This window comes from Streptomyces sp. NPDC088387 (genome assembly GCF_044753385.1).
Classification (GTDB): Bacteria; Actinomycetota; Actinomycetes; order Streptomycetales; family Streptomycetaceae; genus Streptomyces.
Genome location: NZ_JBIVNC010000002.1, coordinates 708,185 through 723,762, shown reverse-complemented (window position 1 = coordinate 723,762; position 15,578 = coordinate 708,185). Strand labels below are relative to the sequence as shown.

At 70.3% G+C, this 15,578-nt stretch carries 11 protein-coding genes and 1 tRNA gene; 8 read left to right on the top strand and 4 right to left on the bottom strand.

Going from position 1 to position 15,578, the window contains the following annotated elements; genetic code table 11:
* The first annotated feature begins 13 nt into the window (after positions 1–13).
* A complete protein-coding gene (locus tag ACIQAC_RS07695) occupies positions 14–1,066 on the top strand; it encodes a sugar phosphate isomerase/epimerase family protein (protein WP_402188214.1) in 1,053 nt (350 codons plus the stop codon).
* Positions 1,067–1,326: 260 nt separating this feature from the next.
* On the opposite strand, the gene ACIQAC_RS07690 is transcribed toward ACIQAC_RS07695, so the two are convergent.
* From ACIQAC_RS07690 to ACIQAC_RS07675, 4 genes are all read right to left on the bottom strand, one after another.
* A complete protein-coding gene (locus tag ACIQAC_RS07690; protein WP_402187997.1) occupies positions 1,327–2,706 on the bottom strand; it encodes an OFA family MFS transporter in 1,380 nt (459 codons plus the stop codon).
* A 122-nt stretch (positions 2,707–2,828) separates the two neighbouring features.
* Positions 2,829–4,973, bottom strand: coding sequence for an acetate--CoA ligase family protein (locus ACIQAC_RS07685; RefSeq protein ID WP_402188212.1), 2,145 nt, complete (start codon positions 4,971–4,973; stop codon positions 2,829–2,831).
* A gap of 4 nt (positions 4,974–4,977) precedes the next feature.
* Positions 4,978–6,219, bottom strand: coding sequence for a formyl-CoA transferase (gene frc / locus ACIQAC_RS07680; protein ID WP_402187995.1), 1,242 nt, complete (start codon positions 6,217–6,219; stop codon positions 4,978–4,980).
* A 10-nt stretch (positions 6,220–6,229) separates the two neighbouring features.
* Positions 6,230–6,385 (bottom strand): hypothetical protein, encoded by a 156-nt coding sequence (locus ACIQAC_RS07675; protein ID WP_402187993.1) that lies wholly within the window; start codon positions 6,383–6,385, stop codon positions 6,230–6,232.
* A 144-nt stretch (positions 6,386–6,529) separates the two neighbouring features.
* On the opposite strand from ACIQAC_RS07675, the gene sucC reads away from it, so the two are divergent.
* The 7 genes from sucC (at position 6,530) to ACIQAC_RS07640 (ending at position 15,572) form a co-directional block, all read left to right on the top strand.
* Positions 6,530–7,660: an ADP-forming succinate--CoA ligase subunit beta gene (gene sucC / locus ACIQAC_RS07670; protein WP_402187991.1), complete on the top strand. Its 1,131-nt coding sequence runs from the start codon at positions 6,530–6,532 to the stop codon at positions 7,658–7,660.
* A gap of 12 nt (positions 7,661–7,672) precedes the next feature.
* On the top strand, positions 7,673–8,557 hold the full coding sequence (gene sucD / locus ACIQAC_RS07665; protein WP_402187989.1) for a succinate--CoA ligase subunit alpha: 885 nt from the start codon (positions 7,673–7,675) through the stop codon (positions 8,555–8,557).
* 225 nt (positions 8,558–8,782) lie between these two features.
* A complete protein-coding gene (locus tag ACIQAC_RS07660) occupies positions 8,783–10,333 on the top strand; it encodes an aldehyde dehydrogenase family protein (RefSeq protein WP_402187987.1) in 1,551 nt (516 codons plus the stop codon).
* A gap of 98 nt (positions 10,334–10,431) precedes the next feature.
* Positions 10,432–10,519 (top strand) — tRNA-Leu (locus ACIQAC_RS07655).
* 73 nt (positions 10,520–10,592) lie between these two features.
* Positions 10,593–11,306 (top strand): DNA polymerase beta superfamily protein, encoded by a 714-nt coding sequence (locus ACIQAC_RS07650; RefSeq protein WP_402187985.1) that lies wholly within the window; start codon positions 10,593–10,595, stop codon positions 11,304–11,306.
* Positions 11,307–11,691: 385 nt separating this feature from the next.
* On the top strand, positions 11,692–13,743 hold the full coding sequence (gene fusA, locus ACIQAC_RS07645) for an elongation factor G (RefSeq protein WP_402187983.1): 2,052 nt from the start codon (positions 11,692–11,694) through the stop codon (positions 13,741–13,743).
* 509 nt (positions 13,744–14,252) lie between these two features.
* Positions 14,253–15,572, top strand: coding sequence for an ABC transporter substrate-binding protein (locus ACIQAC_RS07640; RefSeq protein WP_402187981.1), 1,320 nt, complete (start codon positions 14,253–14,255; stop codon positions 15,570–15,572).
* The last annotated feature ends 6 nt before the right edge of the window (positions 15,573–15,578 follow it).

Genomic DNA, 15,578 nt, shown 5'->3' with positions numbered 1-15,578 from the left:
CCGTATGAGCCGCATGCCTCGCTTCAGCAAGGAGCACGACCCCGAACTGGCCCACCGCCTCAGCAGACGAGGCATGCTGGGCGTGGCCGCAGGCACCACCGCGGCCGCGCTGGTGGGCGCCGCCGCGGTCCCCGCGCAGGCCGCCGCCGGCACCGCCGACCGGCACGGGCACGGCCACCGCGGCGAGGCCGTCCTGCCGCCCGGCCGGCTCGGCATCCAGCTGTACAGCCTGCGTGACAAGGTCTCCACCCTCGGCTTCGCGGCCGTCTTCGCCGAACTGAAGAAGTACGGCTACGACGAGGTCGAGTTCGCCGGCTACACCCAGGGGTCGGCCGGGCCCATCACCCTCGCCCAGCTCAAGAAACTCGCGAAGAACTACGGGCTGAACCCGATCGGCAGCCACGTCGGCTACTGGGACGACAACAACCCCAACGCCTACACATTCGCCCAGAACCTGGAGAAGGTCCTCGACGACGCCCAGGCCCTCGGCCTCAAGCACATCGGCACCGCCTCCGGACCCTTCCGCTACGGCTCGACCGTCGACGGCTGGAAGCGGGCCGCCGAGGAGTTCAACACCTACGGCGCCGCCGCCCGCAAGCGCGGCATGAAGTTCTACCAGCACAACCACTCCGAGGAGTTCTCCTTCGCCACGGACAACCCCAAGGTCCGGCTCTACGACGTACTGCTCCGGGAGACCGACCCCGACCTGGTGTTCCTGGAGATGGACATCTTCTGGGCCTACTCGGGCCAGTTCCGCTACTCCACGCGCCCCGACGGCAAGCCCGCCCCCTTCGACCCGCTGCGGTACGTGCTGAAGCAGCCGCACCGCTACCCGCTCTTCCACGTGAAGGACGGCCAGGAGGACCCGACCAACCTGTACGGCTACCGCATGGTGGACGTCGGCGACGGCGACATCGACTACAAGAAGTTCATCTCCAAGGTGACCGAGCTGCGCGGCCATCGCTACGCCCACCACTGGCAGGCGGAGCACGACAACCCGACCGAGTCGTTCACCTTCGCCCGCCGCTCCAGCGCCCACCTGCACGCGCTGCGCAAGAAGTGCTGACCGCCGGCCCCGTGCCGTAGCACCACACACGAGGAGGCCCTCCCCCGGCTGGGGAGGGCCTCCTTCGACGTGCGGTGGTGCGTGCGTGCGGGTGTCAGCCCGCCGGCTGCGGGACACCCCCGCCGCGTGCACCCCGTCGCTCGCGGAACCACGTGCCGGCCGTGCTGGTGCGCGGACGCACCGAGGTCTTTCGGAGGTGGGGACTGGTTGCGGCGGCCGGGCCGGCGATGCCGTTCCGTGCGACGGGGGCGACCGTCATGTCACGCCATCTCCTCGCCGAGCGGTTGCGGATTGGGCTTGATGTGGTCGCCACGCCCCGGCGGCCTCAGGAACAACGCCATGCATCCGGCGAAGAGCGAGATGGAACCGGCCAGGATGAAGGCACCGGAGTGACCCCAGGCGCCGACGACGACGGCGCCCATGCCCGCGCCCAGACCGGAGACGAGCTTGGCGCTGTACACCATTCCGTAGTTGGACGCGTTGTTGTTCTCACCGAAGTAGTCGGCGGTGAGCGCGGCGAACATCGGGAAGATGGCGCCGCCGCCGAATCCGGAGATCGACGAGAAGACCAGGAACAGCGGCAGGTTCTTGATCTCCGCCGACCAGAGGATTCCGTACTGGGAGAGTCCGAGGATCACACAGACCACGAGCAGGCAGCGCTTGCGGCCGTACAGGTCGGAGAGCCAGCCGATGACACCGCGGCCGGTGCCGTTGACGATGGCCTTCAGCGACATGGCGGTCGCCACGACACCACCGGCGAATCCGGCCTCGTCGCCGATGTCGACCTGGAAGGCGATACCGAAGATGTTCACGCCGGACGTGCACGCGAGACAGAACCACATCAGGGCCACACGGCCCGTCCTCCACGCCTCCTTGGGGGTGTACTGGTGGATCGCCGGCGGGTTCATCTTCATGGAACGGGCCGCACGGGGGTCCTTCGGGGGGTTCAGCGGGTCGATCGCGTCGGGCCACCAGTTCTTCGGCGGGTCCTTGAAGAAGTAACCGGCGACGGCCACGACACCGGCGAGGAAAAGACCCACGGAGACCAGCACCCAACGGAAGTTGGTGAGGTCCATGTAACCGTTGAAGAGGAACACGAAGGGCACCGAGCCGTAGGCGAAACCGCCGTTGACGAAGCCGGTCTTGCCGCCCTTGCGCTCCGGATACCACTTGCCGACCATGTTCACGCAGGTCGCGTAGACCATGCCCGCGCCCATACCGCTGAACATGCCGAAGCCTATGTAGGCGACGATCACATGCGGCGCGTAGGCCAGTGACAGATAACCCAGCAGGGTGCCTGCGGCACCGCACATCATGGCCCAACGGGCCGGCAGTTTCCCGCTCTCACGCAGCTTGCCCGCGGGAAAGGCGACGGCGGCCTGGAAGAAGATCCAGACGGTCATCATCCAGAAGATGTGTGCACTGTTCCAGTGATGCGCGGTGTGAAGGGTGTCCTCGGCCGACGCGAACGCGTACTCGGCGGAGGAAATGCCCATCATGCCGATCCAGGGCAGGATCACCATCCACTTGCGCTTGCGCCCCATTACGTCGATGTCGGACTCGCCGACGCGGTAGACGCGTCCGTTCTTGTCGGTCACCTCGCGGTACGAGGCCACCTGTGGAACGTCGGTGGTTGTCATGAGTACTTGCACCCCTTGCGTCGAAAGATCTGGCCAGCGCCCCCTGTCCAAATGCCTTTCGTGCGCTCACGGGCCCGGGACCGGCCGACGCGCACCGTCGGCCGGTCCCCCCGTCACTCACCTCATGAGCCGCCCCCCAACAGCCCCGCCGCCCTCGCCCAGCGGTACTTCGCGCCGAGCACGGCCACGGGCTTCTCGGTGGTGTACGGGTACGCCACGACGCCCCGCTCGAAGAGGTACTGGCACGCCTCCTCGACCTCGACGTCACCCGCGAGTGACGCCACCACGGGCTTCTCTATGCCGCGCTCGCGGAACTCGGCCACCACGCGCGCGGTGAGCTCGGCGAAGACCATGGGCGGCGTGACGATGGTGTGCCAGTAGCCGAGGACCAGCGAGTGGATCCGCGGATCCTCCAGACCGAGCCGGATCGTCGCCTCGTACGTCGACGGCGGCTCGCCCCCGGTGATGTCCACCGGGTTGCCCGCGGCCCCGAAGGGCGGGATGAACCTCCGGAAGGCCTCGTCGAGGTCCGGCGGGATCTCCATCAGGGACAGCCCGTTGTCGGTCACCGCGTCGGACAGCAGCACACCGCTGCCGCCGGCCCCGGTGATGATCACGATGTTGTCGCCCTGCGGAGGCGGGAGCACGGGCAACGCGCGCGCGTACTCCAGCATGTCGTTCAGACCGGGCGCCCTGATGACACCGGCCTGCTTCAGGATGTCGTCGTAGACGGCGTCGTCGCCCGCCAGCGCGCCGGTGTGCGAACCGGCCGCCTTGGCACCCGCGGCGGTACGGCCCGCCTTGAGCACCACGACCGGCTTCTTCGGTACGGTCGCCCGCGCGGCCTCGACGAAGGCACGGCCGTCCTTGAGGTCCTCCAGGTGCATCGCGATGCACTCGGTGTGCGGGTCCTCGCCGAACCAGGTCAGCAGGTCGTCCTCGTCCAGGTCCGACTTGTTGCCCAGGCCGACGATCGCCGACACACCGGTCTTGGTGGTGCGCGCGAAGCCGAGGATGGCCATGCCGATACCGCCGGACTGCGAGGTCAGCGCGACACCGCCCTTGACGTCGTACGGCGTGCAGAACGTGGCGCACAGGTCCTGCCACGTCGAGTAGTAGCCGTAGATGTTCGGCCCGAGCAGCCGGACACCGTGCCGCTCGGCGATCTCCACGATCTCGTCCTGGAGCGCCTGCTCACCGGTCTCCGCGAACCCGGAGGGGATCAGTACGGCGTTGGGGATCTTCTTGCGTCCGACCTCCTCCAGGGCCGCGGCCACGAACTTGGCGGGAATGGCGAAGACGGCCACATCCACCTCACCGGGAACGTCCGTGACACTCTTGTACGCCTTGCGGCCCAGAATGTCATCGGCCTTGGGGTTCACCGGGTGGATCTCGCCCGCGAAACCGCCGTCGACGAGGTTGCGCATGACCGAGTTGCCGATCTTGCCCTGCTCGTTGGACGCGCCGATCACCGCCACGGAGTTCGGCTGCATCAGGCGGCGCATCGAGGTCAGGATCTCGTCGCGGCTGTACTTGCGGCGCGGCTTGGGCTGCGACTCGGCGAGGATGATCCGGATGTCCGCCGCGATCGCCGACTCCGGGGTCGCGATCACCGGGTTGAGGTCGACCTCGGCGATCTCCGGGAAGTCCGAGACGAGTTCGGAGACCCGGCGGATCTGCTCGGCGATCGCCCAGCGGTCCACCGCCGGCGCGCCGCGCACCCCGCGCAGGATCTCGGCCGCCCGGATGGAGTCCAGCATCGACAGCGCCTCGTCGGGCGTCACCGGCGCCAGCCGGAACGTGACGTCCTTGAGGACCTCGACGAGCACACCGCCCAGTCCGAAGGCGACGACCTTCCCGAATGTCGGGTCGGTGACCGCACCGACGATGACCTCCTGCCCCTGCGGGAGGAGTTCCTGCACCTGCACGCCCTCGATCTTCGCGTCGGCGTCGTAGGCCCGCGCGTTGTCGATGATCCGGTGGAACGTGGTCCGCACGTCCGCCGCGCCCTCGACCCCGACGACGACACCGCCGGCGTCGGTCTTGTGCAGGATGTCCGGGGAGACGATCTTCATCACGACGGGCCCGCCGAAGCGCGCGGCGTACGCCACGGCCTCCTCGACGTCCGTCGCCAGTTCCTCTCCCGGTACGGCGATCGCGTACGCGTCGGCGATCACCTTTCCCTCGGGTGCCGTCAGCGCGGTCCGCCCCTCGGCCCGCACTGCGTCGAGGAGCTCGCGCACCCTCAGCACCCGGTCTTCGGCCATCACGTCAGATCACTCCGTTCGTCTTGAGCAGGCGCAGTTCCTCGTCGCCGAGGCCGAGCTCACCCACGTACACCGCTTCGTTGTGCTCGCCGAGCAGGGGCGAACTGGTTACTTCCACAGGGGAGTCGGACAGCTTCAGCGGGCTGCCGACGGTGACGAACTCACCGCGCTCGGGGTGCGGGACCGTGACCACCATCTCGTTGGCGACCAGCGAGGCGTCCTCGATGATCTCCTTGGTGGAGAGGATCGGCCCGCACGGCACGTTGTGCGCGTTGAGCTTCTCCAGCACCTCCCACTTGGGCAGGGTCGAGGACCACTCCTCGATGAGCTGGAACATCTTGCCGAGCTTGGGCAGCCGGGCCTCGGGCGTCGACCACTCGGGGTCGTCGGCGAGTTCGGGCCTGCCGATCAGCTCGGTGATCGGCTGCCAGCCGACGGGCTGCACGATCACGTACACGTAGTCGTTGGGGCCGCCCGGCGCGCACTTGACGGCCCAGCCGGGCTGGCCGCCGCCGGACGCGTTGCCGGACCTGGGAACCTCGTCGCCGAAGTCCTCGTTGGGATATTCGGCGAGCGGGCCGTGGGCCAGGCGCTGCTGGTCGCGCAGCTTCACCCGGCAGAGGTTGAGCACGGCGTGCTGCATGGCCACGTTGACCCGCTGCCCGCGTCCGGTGTGCTCCCGCTGGTACAGCGCGGCGAGGATGCCCGCCACGACGTGCACACCGGTGCCGGAGTCGCCGATCTGGGATCCCGTCGCCAGCGGCGGGCCGTCCTCGAAGCCGGTCGTCGACATCGACCCGCCCATGGCCTGCGCGACGACCTCGTACGCCTTGAAGTTGGTGTACGGGCCTTCGCCGAACCCCTTGATGGAGGCGTAGACGATCCGGGGGTTGATCTCCTGGATGCGGTCCCAGGTGAAGCCCATCCGGTCGACGGCGCCGGGGCCGAAGTTCTCGACCATGACGTCGGAGCGCCGGATCAGCTCGGTGAGGATGTCCTTGCCGCGTTCGGTCTTGGTGTTGAGGGTGATGCTCCGCTTGTTGCAGTTGAGCATCGTGAAGTAGAGCGAGTCCACGTTCGGCACATCGCGCAACTGCTTGCGCGTGATGTCGCCGGACGGAGCCTCCAGCTTGATGACGTCCGCGCCTAGCCAGGCGAGGAGCTGTGTCGCTGAGGGTCCGGACTGGACATGGGTCATGTCCAGGACGCGGACTCCTTCGAGGGCCTTGGTCGCAACCGGGGGCATGGAGGCCTCCTCACTTGTGCAGGGGCTGGAAGTACGGGGGCTGGAAGTCGCTGAGCTCGTCGACCGGTCGGTACCGGAGGACGGGGGAGGGGTCCGAAGTGACGTCGGCGACGCGGTGTCCACCCGGGCTGAGCTGCACGTTCGCTTCGCGTCTCGCGTCAGGCATGGCGGAGTCCTTTCCCTTCGTCGGAGGGCTGCGGAGCCCCCACGGTACATTGCATACAGTCGACGAATACTGTATGAAGCTTGTTATCCCGCATCCGGTGGGTGGTGTCCAGGGGGCGTGCGACAAAATCAGTCAGGAGCCGAGATGGACCTGTACGAACACCAGGCAAGGGAACTGTTCGAAGAGCACGGGATCCTGGTACCGCGGGCCGAGGTCACCGACTCGGCCAAGGAGGCCGGCTCGATCGCCCGCCGACTGGGCGGCAAGGTTGTAGTGAAAGCTCAGGTCAAGACGGGCGGACGCGGCAAGGCGGGCGGGGTGCGGATGGCCGCCGACCCGGCCGCCGCCGAGCTGACGGCCCGCCAGATACTTGGTATGGACATCAAGGGCCACCGGGTCGGCAGGGTGATGCTCGCCCAGCCCGTCGAAATCGAGACGGAGTACTACGTCTCCTACGTCCTTGATCGCGCCGCAGGTCAGTTCCTCGCCATCGCCTCGGCGGAGGGCGGTATGGACATCGAGGAGGTCGCCGCAACTCGGCCGGAAGCGGTGGCCCGTATTCCGATCGACCCGGCGACCGGGGTCACCTCGGCCAAGGCAGGCGAGATCGCCGACGCCGCGGGGCTGCCCCCGCAGACCGTCGACGTCCTGGTCCGCCTGTGGGAGGTGCTGATCCGCGAGGACGCGCTGCTCGTCGAGGTCAACCCGCTCGTACGGACCGCGCAGGGCCAGATCCTCGCCCTCGACGGCAAGGTCACCCTCGACGACAACGCCCGCTTCCGGCAGGCCCGCTGGGGCGCCGAGGCCACCGAGCACGACGACCCGCTGGAGGCCGTCGCAGCCGAACGCGGGCTCAACTACGTCAAGCTCGACGGCGAGGTCGGCATCATCGGCAACGGCGCCGGGCTGGTCATGTCGACCCTCGACGTCGTGGCCGGCTGCGGCGCCCGGCCCGCCAACTTCCTCGACATCGGCGGCGGCGCCTCCGCCCAGATCATGGCCGACGGCCTCTCCGTGATCCTCTCCGACCCGGCCGTGAAGTCCGTCTTCGTCAACGTCTTCGGCGGCATCACCGCCTGCGACGCCGTCGCCGACGGCATCGTGCAGGCACTGGACACCGTCCGGCTGACCAAACCGCTCGTGGTGCGGCTCGACGGCAACAACGCCGTACGCGGCCGCGCGATCCTCGACGAGCACGCGCACCCGCTGGTCCAGCAGGCCACCACCATGGACGGCGCCGCGCGCGCGGCCGCCGACCTCGCCGCCGCAGCCTAAGGAGACGTGGACATGGCGATCTACCTGACCAAGGAGAGCAAGGTCCTCGTCCAGGGCATGACCGGCGGCGAGGGCATGAAGCACACCCGGCGGATGCTCGCCGCGGGCACCAACGTGGTCGGCGGCGTCAACCCGCGCAAGGCGGGCCGCAGCGTCGACTTCGACGACCGCGCGGTGCCCGTCTTCGGCACGGTCGCCGACGGCATGGCCGCCACCGGCGCCGACGTCACCGTCGTCTTCGTGCCGCCCGCGTTCGCCAAGTCGGCCGTCACCGAGGCCGCCGACGCCGGCATCGGGCTCGCCGTCGTCATCACCGAGGGCATCCCCGTCCACGACTCCGTGGCCTTCACGGCGTACGCGCGGGCGAAGGGCACCCGGGTCGTCGGACCCAACTGCCCCGGCCTGATCACCCCCGGCCAGTCCAACGCGGGCATCATCCCCGCCGACATCACCAAGCCGGGCCGCATCGGCCTGGTCTCGAAGTCGGGCACCCTCACCTACCAGCTCATGTACGAGCTGCGGGACATCGGTTTCTCCACCTGTGTCGGCATCGGCGGCGACCCCGTCGTCGGCACCAACCACATCGACTGCCTGGCCGCCTTCCAGGACGACCCCGACACCGAACTCATCGTCCTCATCGGCGAGATCGGCGGCGACGCGGAGGAACGGGCCGCCGCCTACATCCGGGAGCACGTCACCAAGCCCGTCGTCGGCTACATCGCCGGCTTCACCGCGCCCGAGGGCAAGACCATGGGTCACGCGGGCGCCATCGTCTCCGGATCGTCCGGGACGGCGGAGGCGAAGAAGGCCGCCCTGGAGGAGGTCGGAGTGCGGGTGGGGAGCACACCGACCGAGACGGCCCGGCTGGTGCTGGCCGTCCTGGACACCGCCGGCTGACCCCGTCCGCGGTCCGTGCGCGGTCCGTGCGCGGTCCGTGCGCGGTCCGTCCGTGGTCCGTCCGTGGTCCGTCCGTGGTCCGTGCGCGGTGCCGGTGAGCACCGCGCACCCCCCTCGCCCCATCCGCCCAGCCCGTACGAGGTTCCGTGCACGGCGGTGCGAGCCGTGCCCGGGACCCGCCATGCAACTCCCGCCCCGACTGTGCACCGAGAGCGGAGCCCAACGATGGCAACCACCACCCCTACCCTCACCCTCAAATCGGGTACCTCCTGGACCGACGCCTGGCAGCGCTGTCTGGCCGTCGCCCCCGAGGCCTTCCGGGACGACCGCGTCCTCAACCTCTGGAACGGCGAGTGGCAGGCCGACGGCAGGTCCCTGCCCGCCTTCACCCCCGTCGACGGCAGCCCCATCGCCGGACCGCCCCGCCTGGACAGCGACGCCGCGCACCGGGCCGTGCGCGCCGCGCTCGACCAGCACCGCGCCTGGCGGCACGTCCCCCTCGACGAGCGCCGCGCCCGCGTCGCCGCCACCCTCGACGCGCTCACCCAGCACCGCGAACTGCTCGCCCTGCTCCTGGTCTGGGAGATCGGCAAACCGTGGCGGCTGGCCACCGCCGACGTCGACCGGGCCATCGACGGAGTGCGCTGGTACGTCGACGGCATCGAGCCGATGCTCGACGGCCGGGCCCCGCTCGACGGACCCGTCTCCAACATCGCGAGCTGGAACTACCCGATGAGCGTGCTCGTGCACGCCATGCTCGTGCAGGCCCTGGCCGGCAACGCGGTCATCGCCAAGACCCCCACCGACGGCGGTGTCGCCTGTCTGACCCTGGCCTCGGCGCTGGCCGCCCGCGAGGGCATCCCCGTCACCCTCGTCAGCGGCAGCGGCGGCGCGCTGTCCGAGGCGCTGGTGCGGGCGCCCGAGATCGGCTGTGTCTCCTTCGTCGGCGGCCGCGACACCGGCGCCGCCGTCGCCACGGCCGTCGCCGACCTCGGCAAGCGGCACATCCTGGAACAGGAGGGCCTCAACACCTGGGGCATCTGGAACCACTCCGACTGGGACGCCCTCACCGCCGTGATCCCCAAGCTCTTCGACTACGGCAAGCAGCGCTGCACGGCGTACCCGCGGTTCGTCGTCCAGCGCGAGCTGTTCGACGAGTTCCTGGGCGCCTACCTGCCCGCCGTCCGCACGCTCAGGATCGGCCACCCGCTGGCCGTCGAGCACCCCGACGACCCCTATCCGGAGCTGGACTTCGGGCCGGTGATCAACGCGGCCAAGGCGAAGGAGCTGAACGACCAGGTCGCCGAGGCCGTCGACCGCGGCGCCGTCCCGCTGCACCGCGGCAGACTGCCCGACGCCCGCTTCCTGCCCGGCCAGGACACCTCCGCGTACGTCCACCCCGTCACGCTGCTCAACCCGCCGCGCTCCTCGCCGCTGCACCACGCGGAGCCCTTCGGCCCGGTCGACACGATCGTCCTGGTCGACACCGAGGCGGAGCTGCTGGCCGCGATGAACGCGTCCAACGGCGCCCTGGTCGCCACCCTGTCCACCGACGACCGCGAGACCTACGACCGGCTCGCGCCGCAGATCCGCGCCTTCAAGGTCGGCCACGGCAAACCCCGCTCCCGCGGCGACCGCGACGAGCTGTTCGGCGGCTTCGGGGCGTCCTGGCGCGGCGCGTTCGTCGGCGGCGAGCTGCTTGTGCGGGCGGTCACCCACGGCCCGGCGCAGGAGCGGCTGCCGGGCAACTTCCCCGACTACCACCTCATGCCCTGAACCCACCCGGAAAACGCAGGTGAGACGCCCTCCCAAAGCTTGGTATTGTGGTGCTCGTCGCCACGGGGAACACCCCCGTGCAAGGCGGCGGACACCTTGTCCGGGTGGCGGAATGGCAGACGCGCTAGCTTGAGGTGCTAGTGCCCTTTAACGGGCGTGGGGGTTCAAGTCCCCCCTCGGACACCAGCGTTGCACCACCCATGTGCCGGCCGGGAGCGATCCCGGCCGGCACACGGCGTTTCCGACACAGGGGGGCACGATGACCGGGACGGACGGGAGCGGCACGGCCGAGGTGAGGAACGTCCTGCTGGCCGGCATCGTCGGCTCCACCGCCTACGGCCTCGCCCACCAGGACTCCGACGTCGACCGGCTCGGCCTCTTCGCCGCTCCCACCGAGGAACTGCACGGCCTGCACCCGCCGAAGGCGTCCCATGTGAGCACGGCACCCGACCGCACCCTGCACGAGGCCGCCAAGTGGTGCAGGCTCGCCCTCGGCGGCAACCCCACGGTGACCGAACTCGTCTGGCTCCCGGACGACCTGTACGAGGTGCGCACCGACCTCGGTGACGAGCTGATCGGGATCCGGACGACGTTCCTGGGCGCCGCCCGCGTCCGCGACGCCTACCTCGGCTACGCCACCCAGCAGTTCCGGCGGCTGGAGTCGCGCGCCGACGGCTCGTTCTCCGCCGACACCCGCAGACGCACCGCCAAGCACGCCCGTCATCTCAAGCGGCTGTGCCACCAGGGCCACGAGCTGTACCGCACCGGGCGGTTGACGATCCGGCTCGACGACCCGGAGGCGTTCCGCAGCTTCGGCGAGGAGGTCGCCGCCGACCCGGACGCCGCGCGGCCCCTGCTGCGCCACTTCGAGCAGGCCTTCGCCGAGACCCGCAGTGTGCTGCCGGAACACCCGGACGAGCGGGCGGCGGAGAGCTGGCTGCGGCGGGTGCGCAAGCGTTTCTACGAGGCGTAGTCGCACGCTACGAGGCGTCGTCGTGCTCAACAAGGCGTGGTCCCGCGCTCTTCGAAAATGCGGTGCGCAGGGCCGCCGCCGCTCCCTACACTCGCCGTGCCAGCGCGTGCCGCCCCGGCAGGGCGGCGCGCCGTCGTGACGAGTGAGGGGAGCCGGCCGTGCGTGACCACACCGCTGTCGCCGTTCCCCGCTCCCGCTACGAGGTGATCCTGGTGTCTCCGTCGCTCCGGTGCCCGCTGCGCGGCCGGCACCGGATGCCCGTGACGGGCACCTGAGACAGCACACCTCGTCATACGTGCCACCTCGTCATACGTGCCACTTCGGCATACGTCCGTCCGGGAAATCGCGCTGCCCGTTTCAGGAGCATCCCGAAAGGCCAACGGCCGTGCGCACCCACCAGAACCCTCGTCCCGCCGATCAACTCGCCGTCGTCCGCAACCTCGGCATCCTCGCCCACGTCGACGCGGGGAAGACCACCGTCACCGAGCGGATCCTGTTCGCCACCGGCACCACCCACAAGCGCGGCGAGGTCCACGACGGCACCACCGTCACCGACTTCGACCCGCAGGAACGCGACCGCGGCATCACCATCTTCGCGGCGGCCGTCAGCTGCGCCTGGGCGGGGCACCGGATCAACCTCATCGACACCCCCGGGCACGTCGACTTCGCCGACGAGGTGGAGCGTTCGCTCCGGGTGCTCGACGGCGCCGTCGCCGTGTTCGACGCGGTGGCGGGTGTGGAGCCGCAGAGCGAGTCGGTGTGGCGGCAGGCGGACCGGCACGGCGTGCCGAGGATCGCGTTCGTCAACAAGCTGGACCGCGCGGGCGCCGATCTCGACACCGCCGTCGAGTCGATCCGCGAGCGGCTGCATCCGGCGCCGCTGGTCGTGCAGCTGCCGATCGGCGCGGAGGACGACTTCCGCGGGGTCGTCGACCTGCCGCGTATGCGCGCGCTGGTGTGGACGGACGGCACGCTCGAAGAGGTGCCCGTGCCCGACGGGCTGCGGGGCGAGGCCGAGCGGCGTCGCCGGCTCCTCGACGAGGCGGTGGCGGAGCTCCACCCGGTCGCGCTGGAGGAGTTCGTCACGCACGGCGCGCTGGCGGAGCGGACGCTGACCGCCGCGCTGCGCGACCTCACCCGTACCGGCGAGGGGGTGGTCGTGCTGTGCGGCTCCGCCTACCGCAACCGCGGTGTCGAACCGCTGCTCGACGCGGTCGTCGCCTATCTGCCGTCCCCGCTGGACGTGCCGCCCGTACGCGGCACGCTCGACGGGACGGACCAGGAGCGGCCCGCCGATCCGGCAGCTCCGCTGGCGGCGCTGGCGTTCAAGGTGAGCGCCACACCGACGGGCCGGATGACCTACGTACGCCTGTACTCGGGCGCGATCGAGAAGGGGGACGCCGTGTGGGACGCGGTCGCGCGACGCACCGAGCGGATCGGCCGCATCCTGCGCGTGCAGGCCGACCGGCACGAGCCGCTGGACCGTGCGGTCGCGGGGGACATCGTGGCCGTCGTGGGGCTGAAGTCGGCCCGCGCGGGCTCCACGCTGTGCGCGCCGGGCGCCCCGCTGGTCCTGGAGCCGCCCACGGTCGCCGAGCCGGTGGTCTCCGTGGCGGTCGAGGCACGCCGGTCCACCGACACGGACCGGCTCGCCGCGGCGCTGGCCCGGCTGGTCGAGGAGGATCCGTCGCTGGTCGTACGGACCGATCCGGAGACCGGGCAGACCCTGCTGTCCGGCATGGGCGAACTGCATCTGGAGGTGGCGGTGGAGCAGGTCCGCCGGGCCCAGGGCATCGACGTGGGTGTCGGCCGGCCCCGGGTGGCGTACCGGGAGACCGTGCTGCGCGGGGTGACCGGGCTGGTGTACCGGCACGTCAAACAGGACGGCGGCGCGGGCCAGTTCGCGCAGGTCGTGCTGGACGTGGCGCCGCTGGACTCCGGCTTCGAGTTCCGCTCGGCGGTGGTCGGCGGGCGGGTGCCGCAGGAGTACGTCCGTGCCGTGGAGGCCGGCTGCCGTGACGCCCTCGCCGAGGGCCCGCTCGGCGGTCACCCCGTGACCGGGCTGCGGGTCACGCTCACCGACGGCGCGACGCATGTGAAGGACTCCTCGGAGCAGGCGTTCCGCACGGCGGCCCGGTTCGCCCTGCGCGAGGCCCTGCGGGGCTCCGCGATGGCGCTCCTGGAGCCGGTCGTCGAGGTCACGGTGACCGTGCCCGAGGATGCCGTGGGCGGGGTGCTCGGCGATCTCGCCGCGCGCCGCGGCCGGGTGTCCGGCTCGGACACCCGGGGGAGCGCGACGGTGCTCACGGCGACCGTGCCCCTGGCCGAACTCTTCGGCTACGCCACCCGCCTACGGAGCCGAACCCACGGCCGAGGCACCTTCACCACCCGCCCGACGGGCTACGCCCAGGCCCCGGCACCGGCCCCGGCGGGCTAGCAAGAGGGGCCGGGCCCAGCTGCCGACACCGACCGGCGCGAGAGGGGATCCGCCCCGGGCGCCGGCCGGTCAGGGGGGCGGGGCGCGGCCACACCACGGCCCCGCCCCGCCCGACGGGCTACGCCGAGGCTCCGGCCCCCGCCGGTCAACGAGACGGGCTGTGCCCGGGCGCCGGCTCGCCCGCTGGGCAGCCACATCCACGGTCGTGGCATGTGCACGTCCCGCCCGGAGGGTCGGCGGCGGCTAACGATTCGGGAACGTCCCGCCGTGTCCGGCGGCTCCCCCCGGGCAGGCGAGCCGGGCCGGAACCGTGGCCTCCGCCCACCCCGCCAGGGCCCCCTCCCCGTCCGGGGAGGGGGCCCGCGTCGCGTCCGTCGGGCCGTCTGGGCGTGTTCAGGAAATGAACCCTGCTCGGCGCGTGCCGGATCTCTTGACGCGCCCGCCTCCACAGGTTTAACTCACGTCCTAAATTAAGCCATGATGGCTTCCGTGAAGGGACGACTTGAGCCATGCGCAGCATCCGAGCCGCGGCCATAGGCGCCGTCACCATGTCACTCGCCCTTGCCGCCTCGGCCTGCGGGGGCGGTTCCTCCGGCGACGGCGGCGGGTCCAACGACTCTCCGAAGACTCTCACGTACTGGGCGTCGAACCAGGGCGCGAGCGTCGAGGTCGACAAGAAGGTCCTCCAGCCCGAACTCGACAAGTTCGAGAAGGAGACCGGGATCAAGGTCGAGCTTGAGGTCGTGCCCTGGTCCGACCTGCTCAACCGCATCCTCACCGCGACCACGTCCGGTCAGGGCCCCGACGTGCTGAACATCGGCAACACCTGGAGCGCCTCGCTCCAGGCGACCGGCGGCCTGCTCCCCTGGAACGCGGAGAACCTCGACAAGATCGGCGGCAAGGACCGCTTCGTCGACTCCGCGCTCGGCTCGACCGGCGCCGAGGGCCAGGACCCGGCCGCGGTGCCGCTGTACTCGATGTCGTACGCGCTCTACTACAACAAGAAGATGTTCGCCGACGCGGGCATCGCGAAGCCGCCGACCACCTGGGACGAGCTGGTCGCCGCAGGCAAGAAGCTGTCCAAGGACGGCAAGTGGGGCATCGGCGTCGAGGGTTCGAACCCGGCGGAGAACATCCACCACGCCGTGGTCTTCGCCAAGCAGCAGGGCGCCGAGTTCTTCACCCCCGACGGCAAGCCCGACTTCACCTCCGACGGTGTCGTCGCCGGCGTCAAGCAGTTCGTCGACCTGATGGCCAAGGACAAGATCATCGCGCCCGGCAACGCCGAGTACGCGCAGAACCAGTCCGTCAGCGACTTCGCCACCGGCAAGACGGGCATGCTGCTCTGGCAGTCCGCCTCCGCCAACCTGACGTCGCAGGGCATGAACGCCGACGACTACGGCATCGTCCCGGTGCCCGTGCAGTCCGGCACCCCCGGCGCCGACGCCCAGGTCAACTCCATGGTCATGGGCATCAACCTGGCCGTCTTCAAGAACACCGACAACGTCGACGGCGCCACCGAGTTCGTCAAGTTCATGACGAGCGACGCCGAGCAGAAGATCCTCAACGAGGCCTACAGCACGATCCCGCCGGTCAAGGGCGCCCAGGCCGACCCGGTCTTCAACACCCCGGCCAACGAGGTCCTCAAGAACACCCTCGCCAACAGCGCGATCGCGGCCCCGCAGGTCGCGGACGAGTCCCAGTTCGAGACGGCCGTCGGTACGGCCATCAAGGACCTGTTCGCCGACGCCGCCGAAGGCAGCGCGATCACCGAGGAGTCGGTGAAGGCGGCACTCGAGAAGGCCCAGCAGCAGATGCCGACGAAGTGAGCGACC

Bases quoted from the DNA above. Each gene is read 5' to 3' on its own strand.
- ACIQAC_RS07695 (WP_402188214.1), top strand. From the start codon at position 14: ATGCCTCGCTTCAGCAAGGAGCACGACCCCGAACTGGCCCACCGCCTC.
- ACIQAC_RS07690 (WP_402187997.1), bottom strand. From the start codon at position 2,706: ATGACAACCACCGACGTTCCACAGGTGGCCTCGTACCGCGAGGTGACC.
- ACIQAC_RS07685 (WP_402188212.1), bottom strand. From the start codon at position 4,973: ATGGCCGAAGACCGGGTGCTGAGGGTGCGCGAGCTCCTCGACGCAGTG.
- frc (WP_402187995.1), bottom strand. From the start codon at position 6,219: ATGCCCCCGGTTGCGACCAAGGCCCTCGAAGGAGTCCGCGTCCTGGAC.
- ACIQAC_RS07675 (WP_402187993.1), bottom strand. From the start codon at position 6,385: ATGCCTGACGCGAGACGCGAAGCGAACGTGCAGCTCAGCCCGGGTGGA.
- sucC (WP_402187991.1), top strand. From the start codon at position 6,530: ATGGACCTGTACGAACACCAGGCAAGGGAACTGTTCGAAGAGCACGGG.
- sucD (WP_402187989.1), top strand. From the start codon at position 7,673: ATGGCGATCTACCTGACCAAGGAGAGCAAGGTCCTCGTCCAGGGCATG.
- ACIQAC_RS07660 (WP_402187987.1), top strand. From the start codon at position 8,783: ATGGCAACCACCACCCCTACCCTCACCCTCAAATCGGGTACCTCCTGG.
- ACIQAC_RS07650 (WP_402187985.1), top strand. From the start codon at position 10,593: ATGACCGGGACGGACGGGAGCGGCACGGCCGAGGTGAGGAACGTCCTG.
- ACIQAC_RS07640 (WP_402187981.1), top strand. From the start codon at position 14,253: ATGCGCAGCATCCGAGCCGCGGCCATAGGCGCCGTCACCATGTCACTC.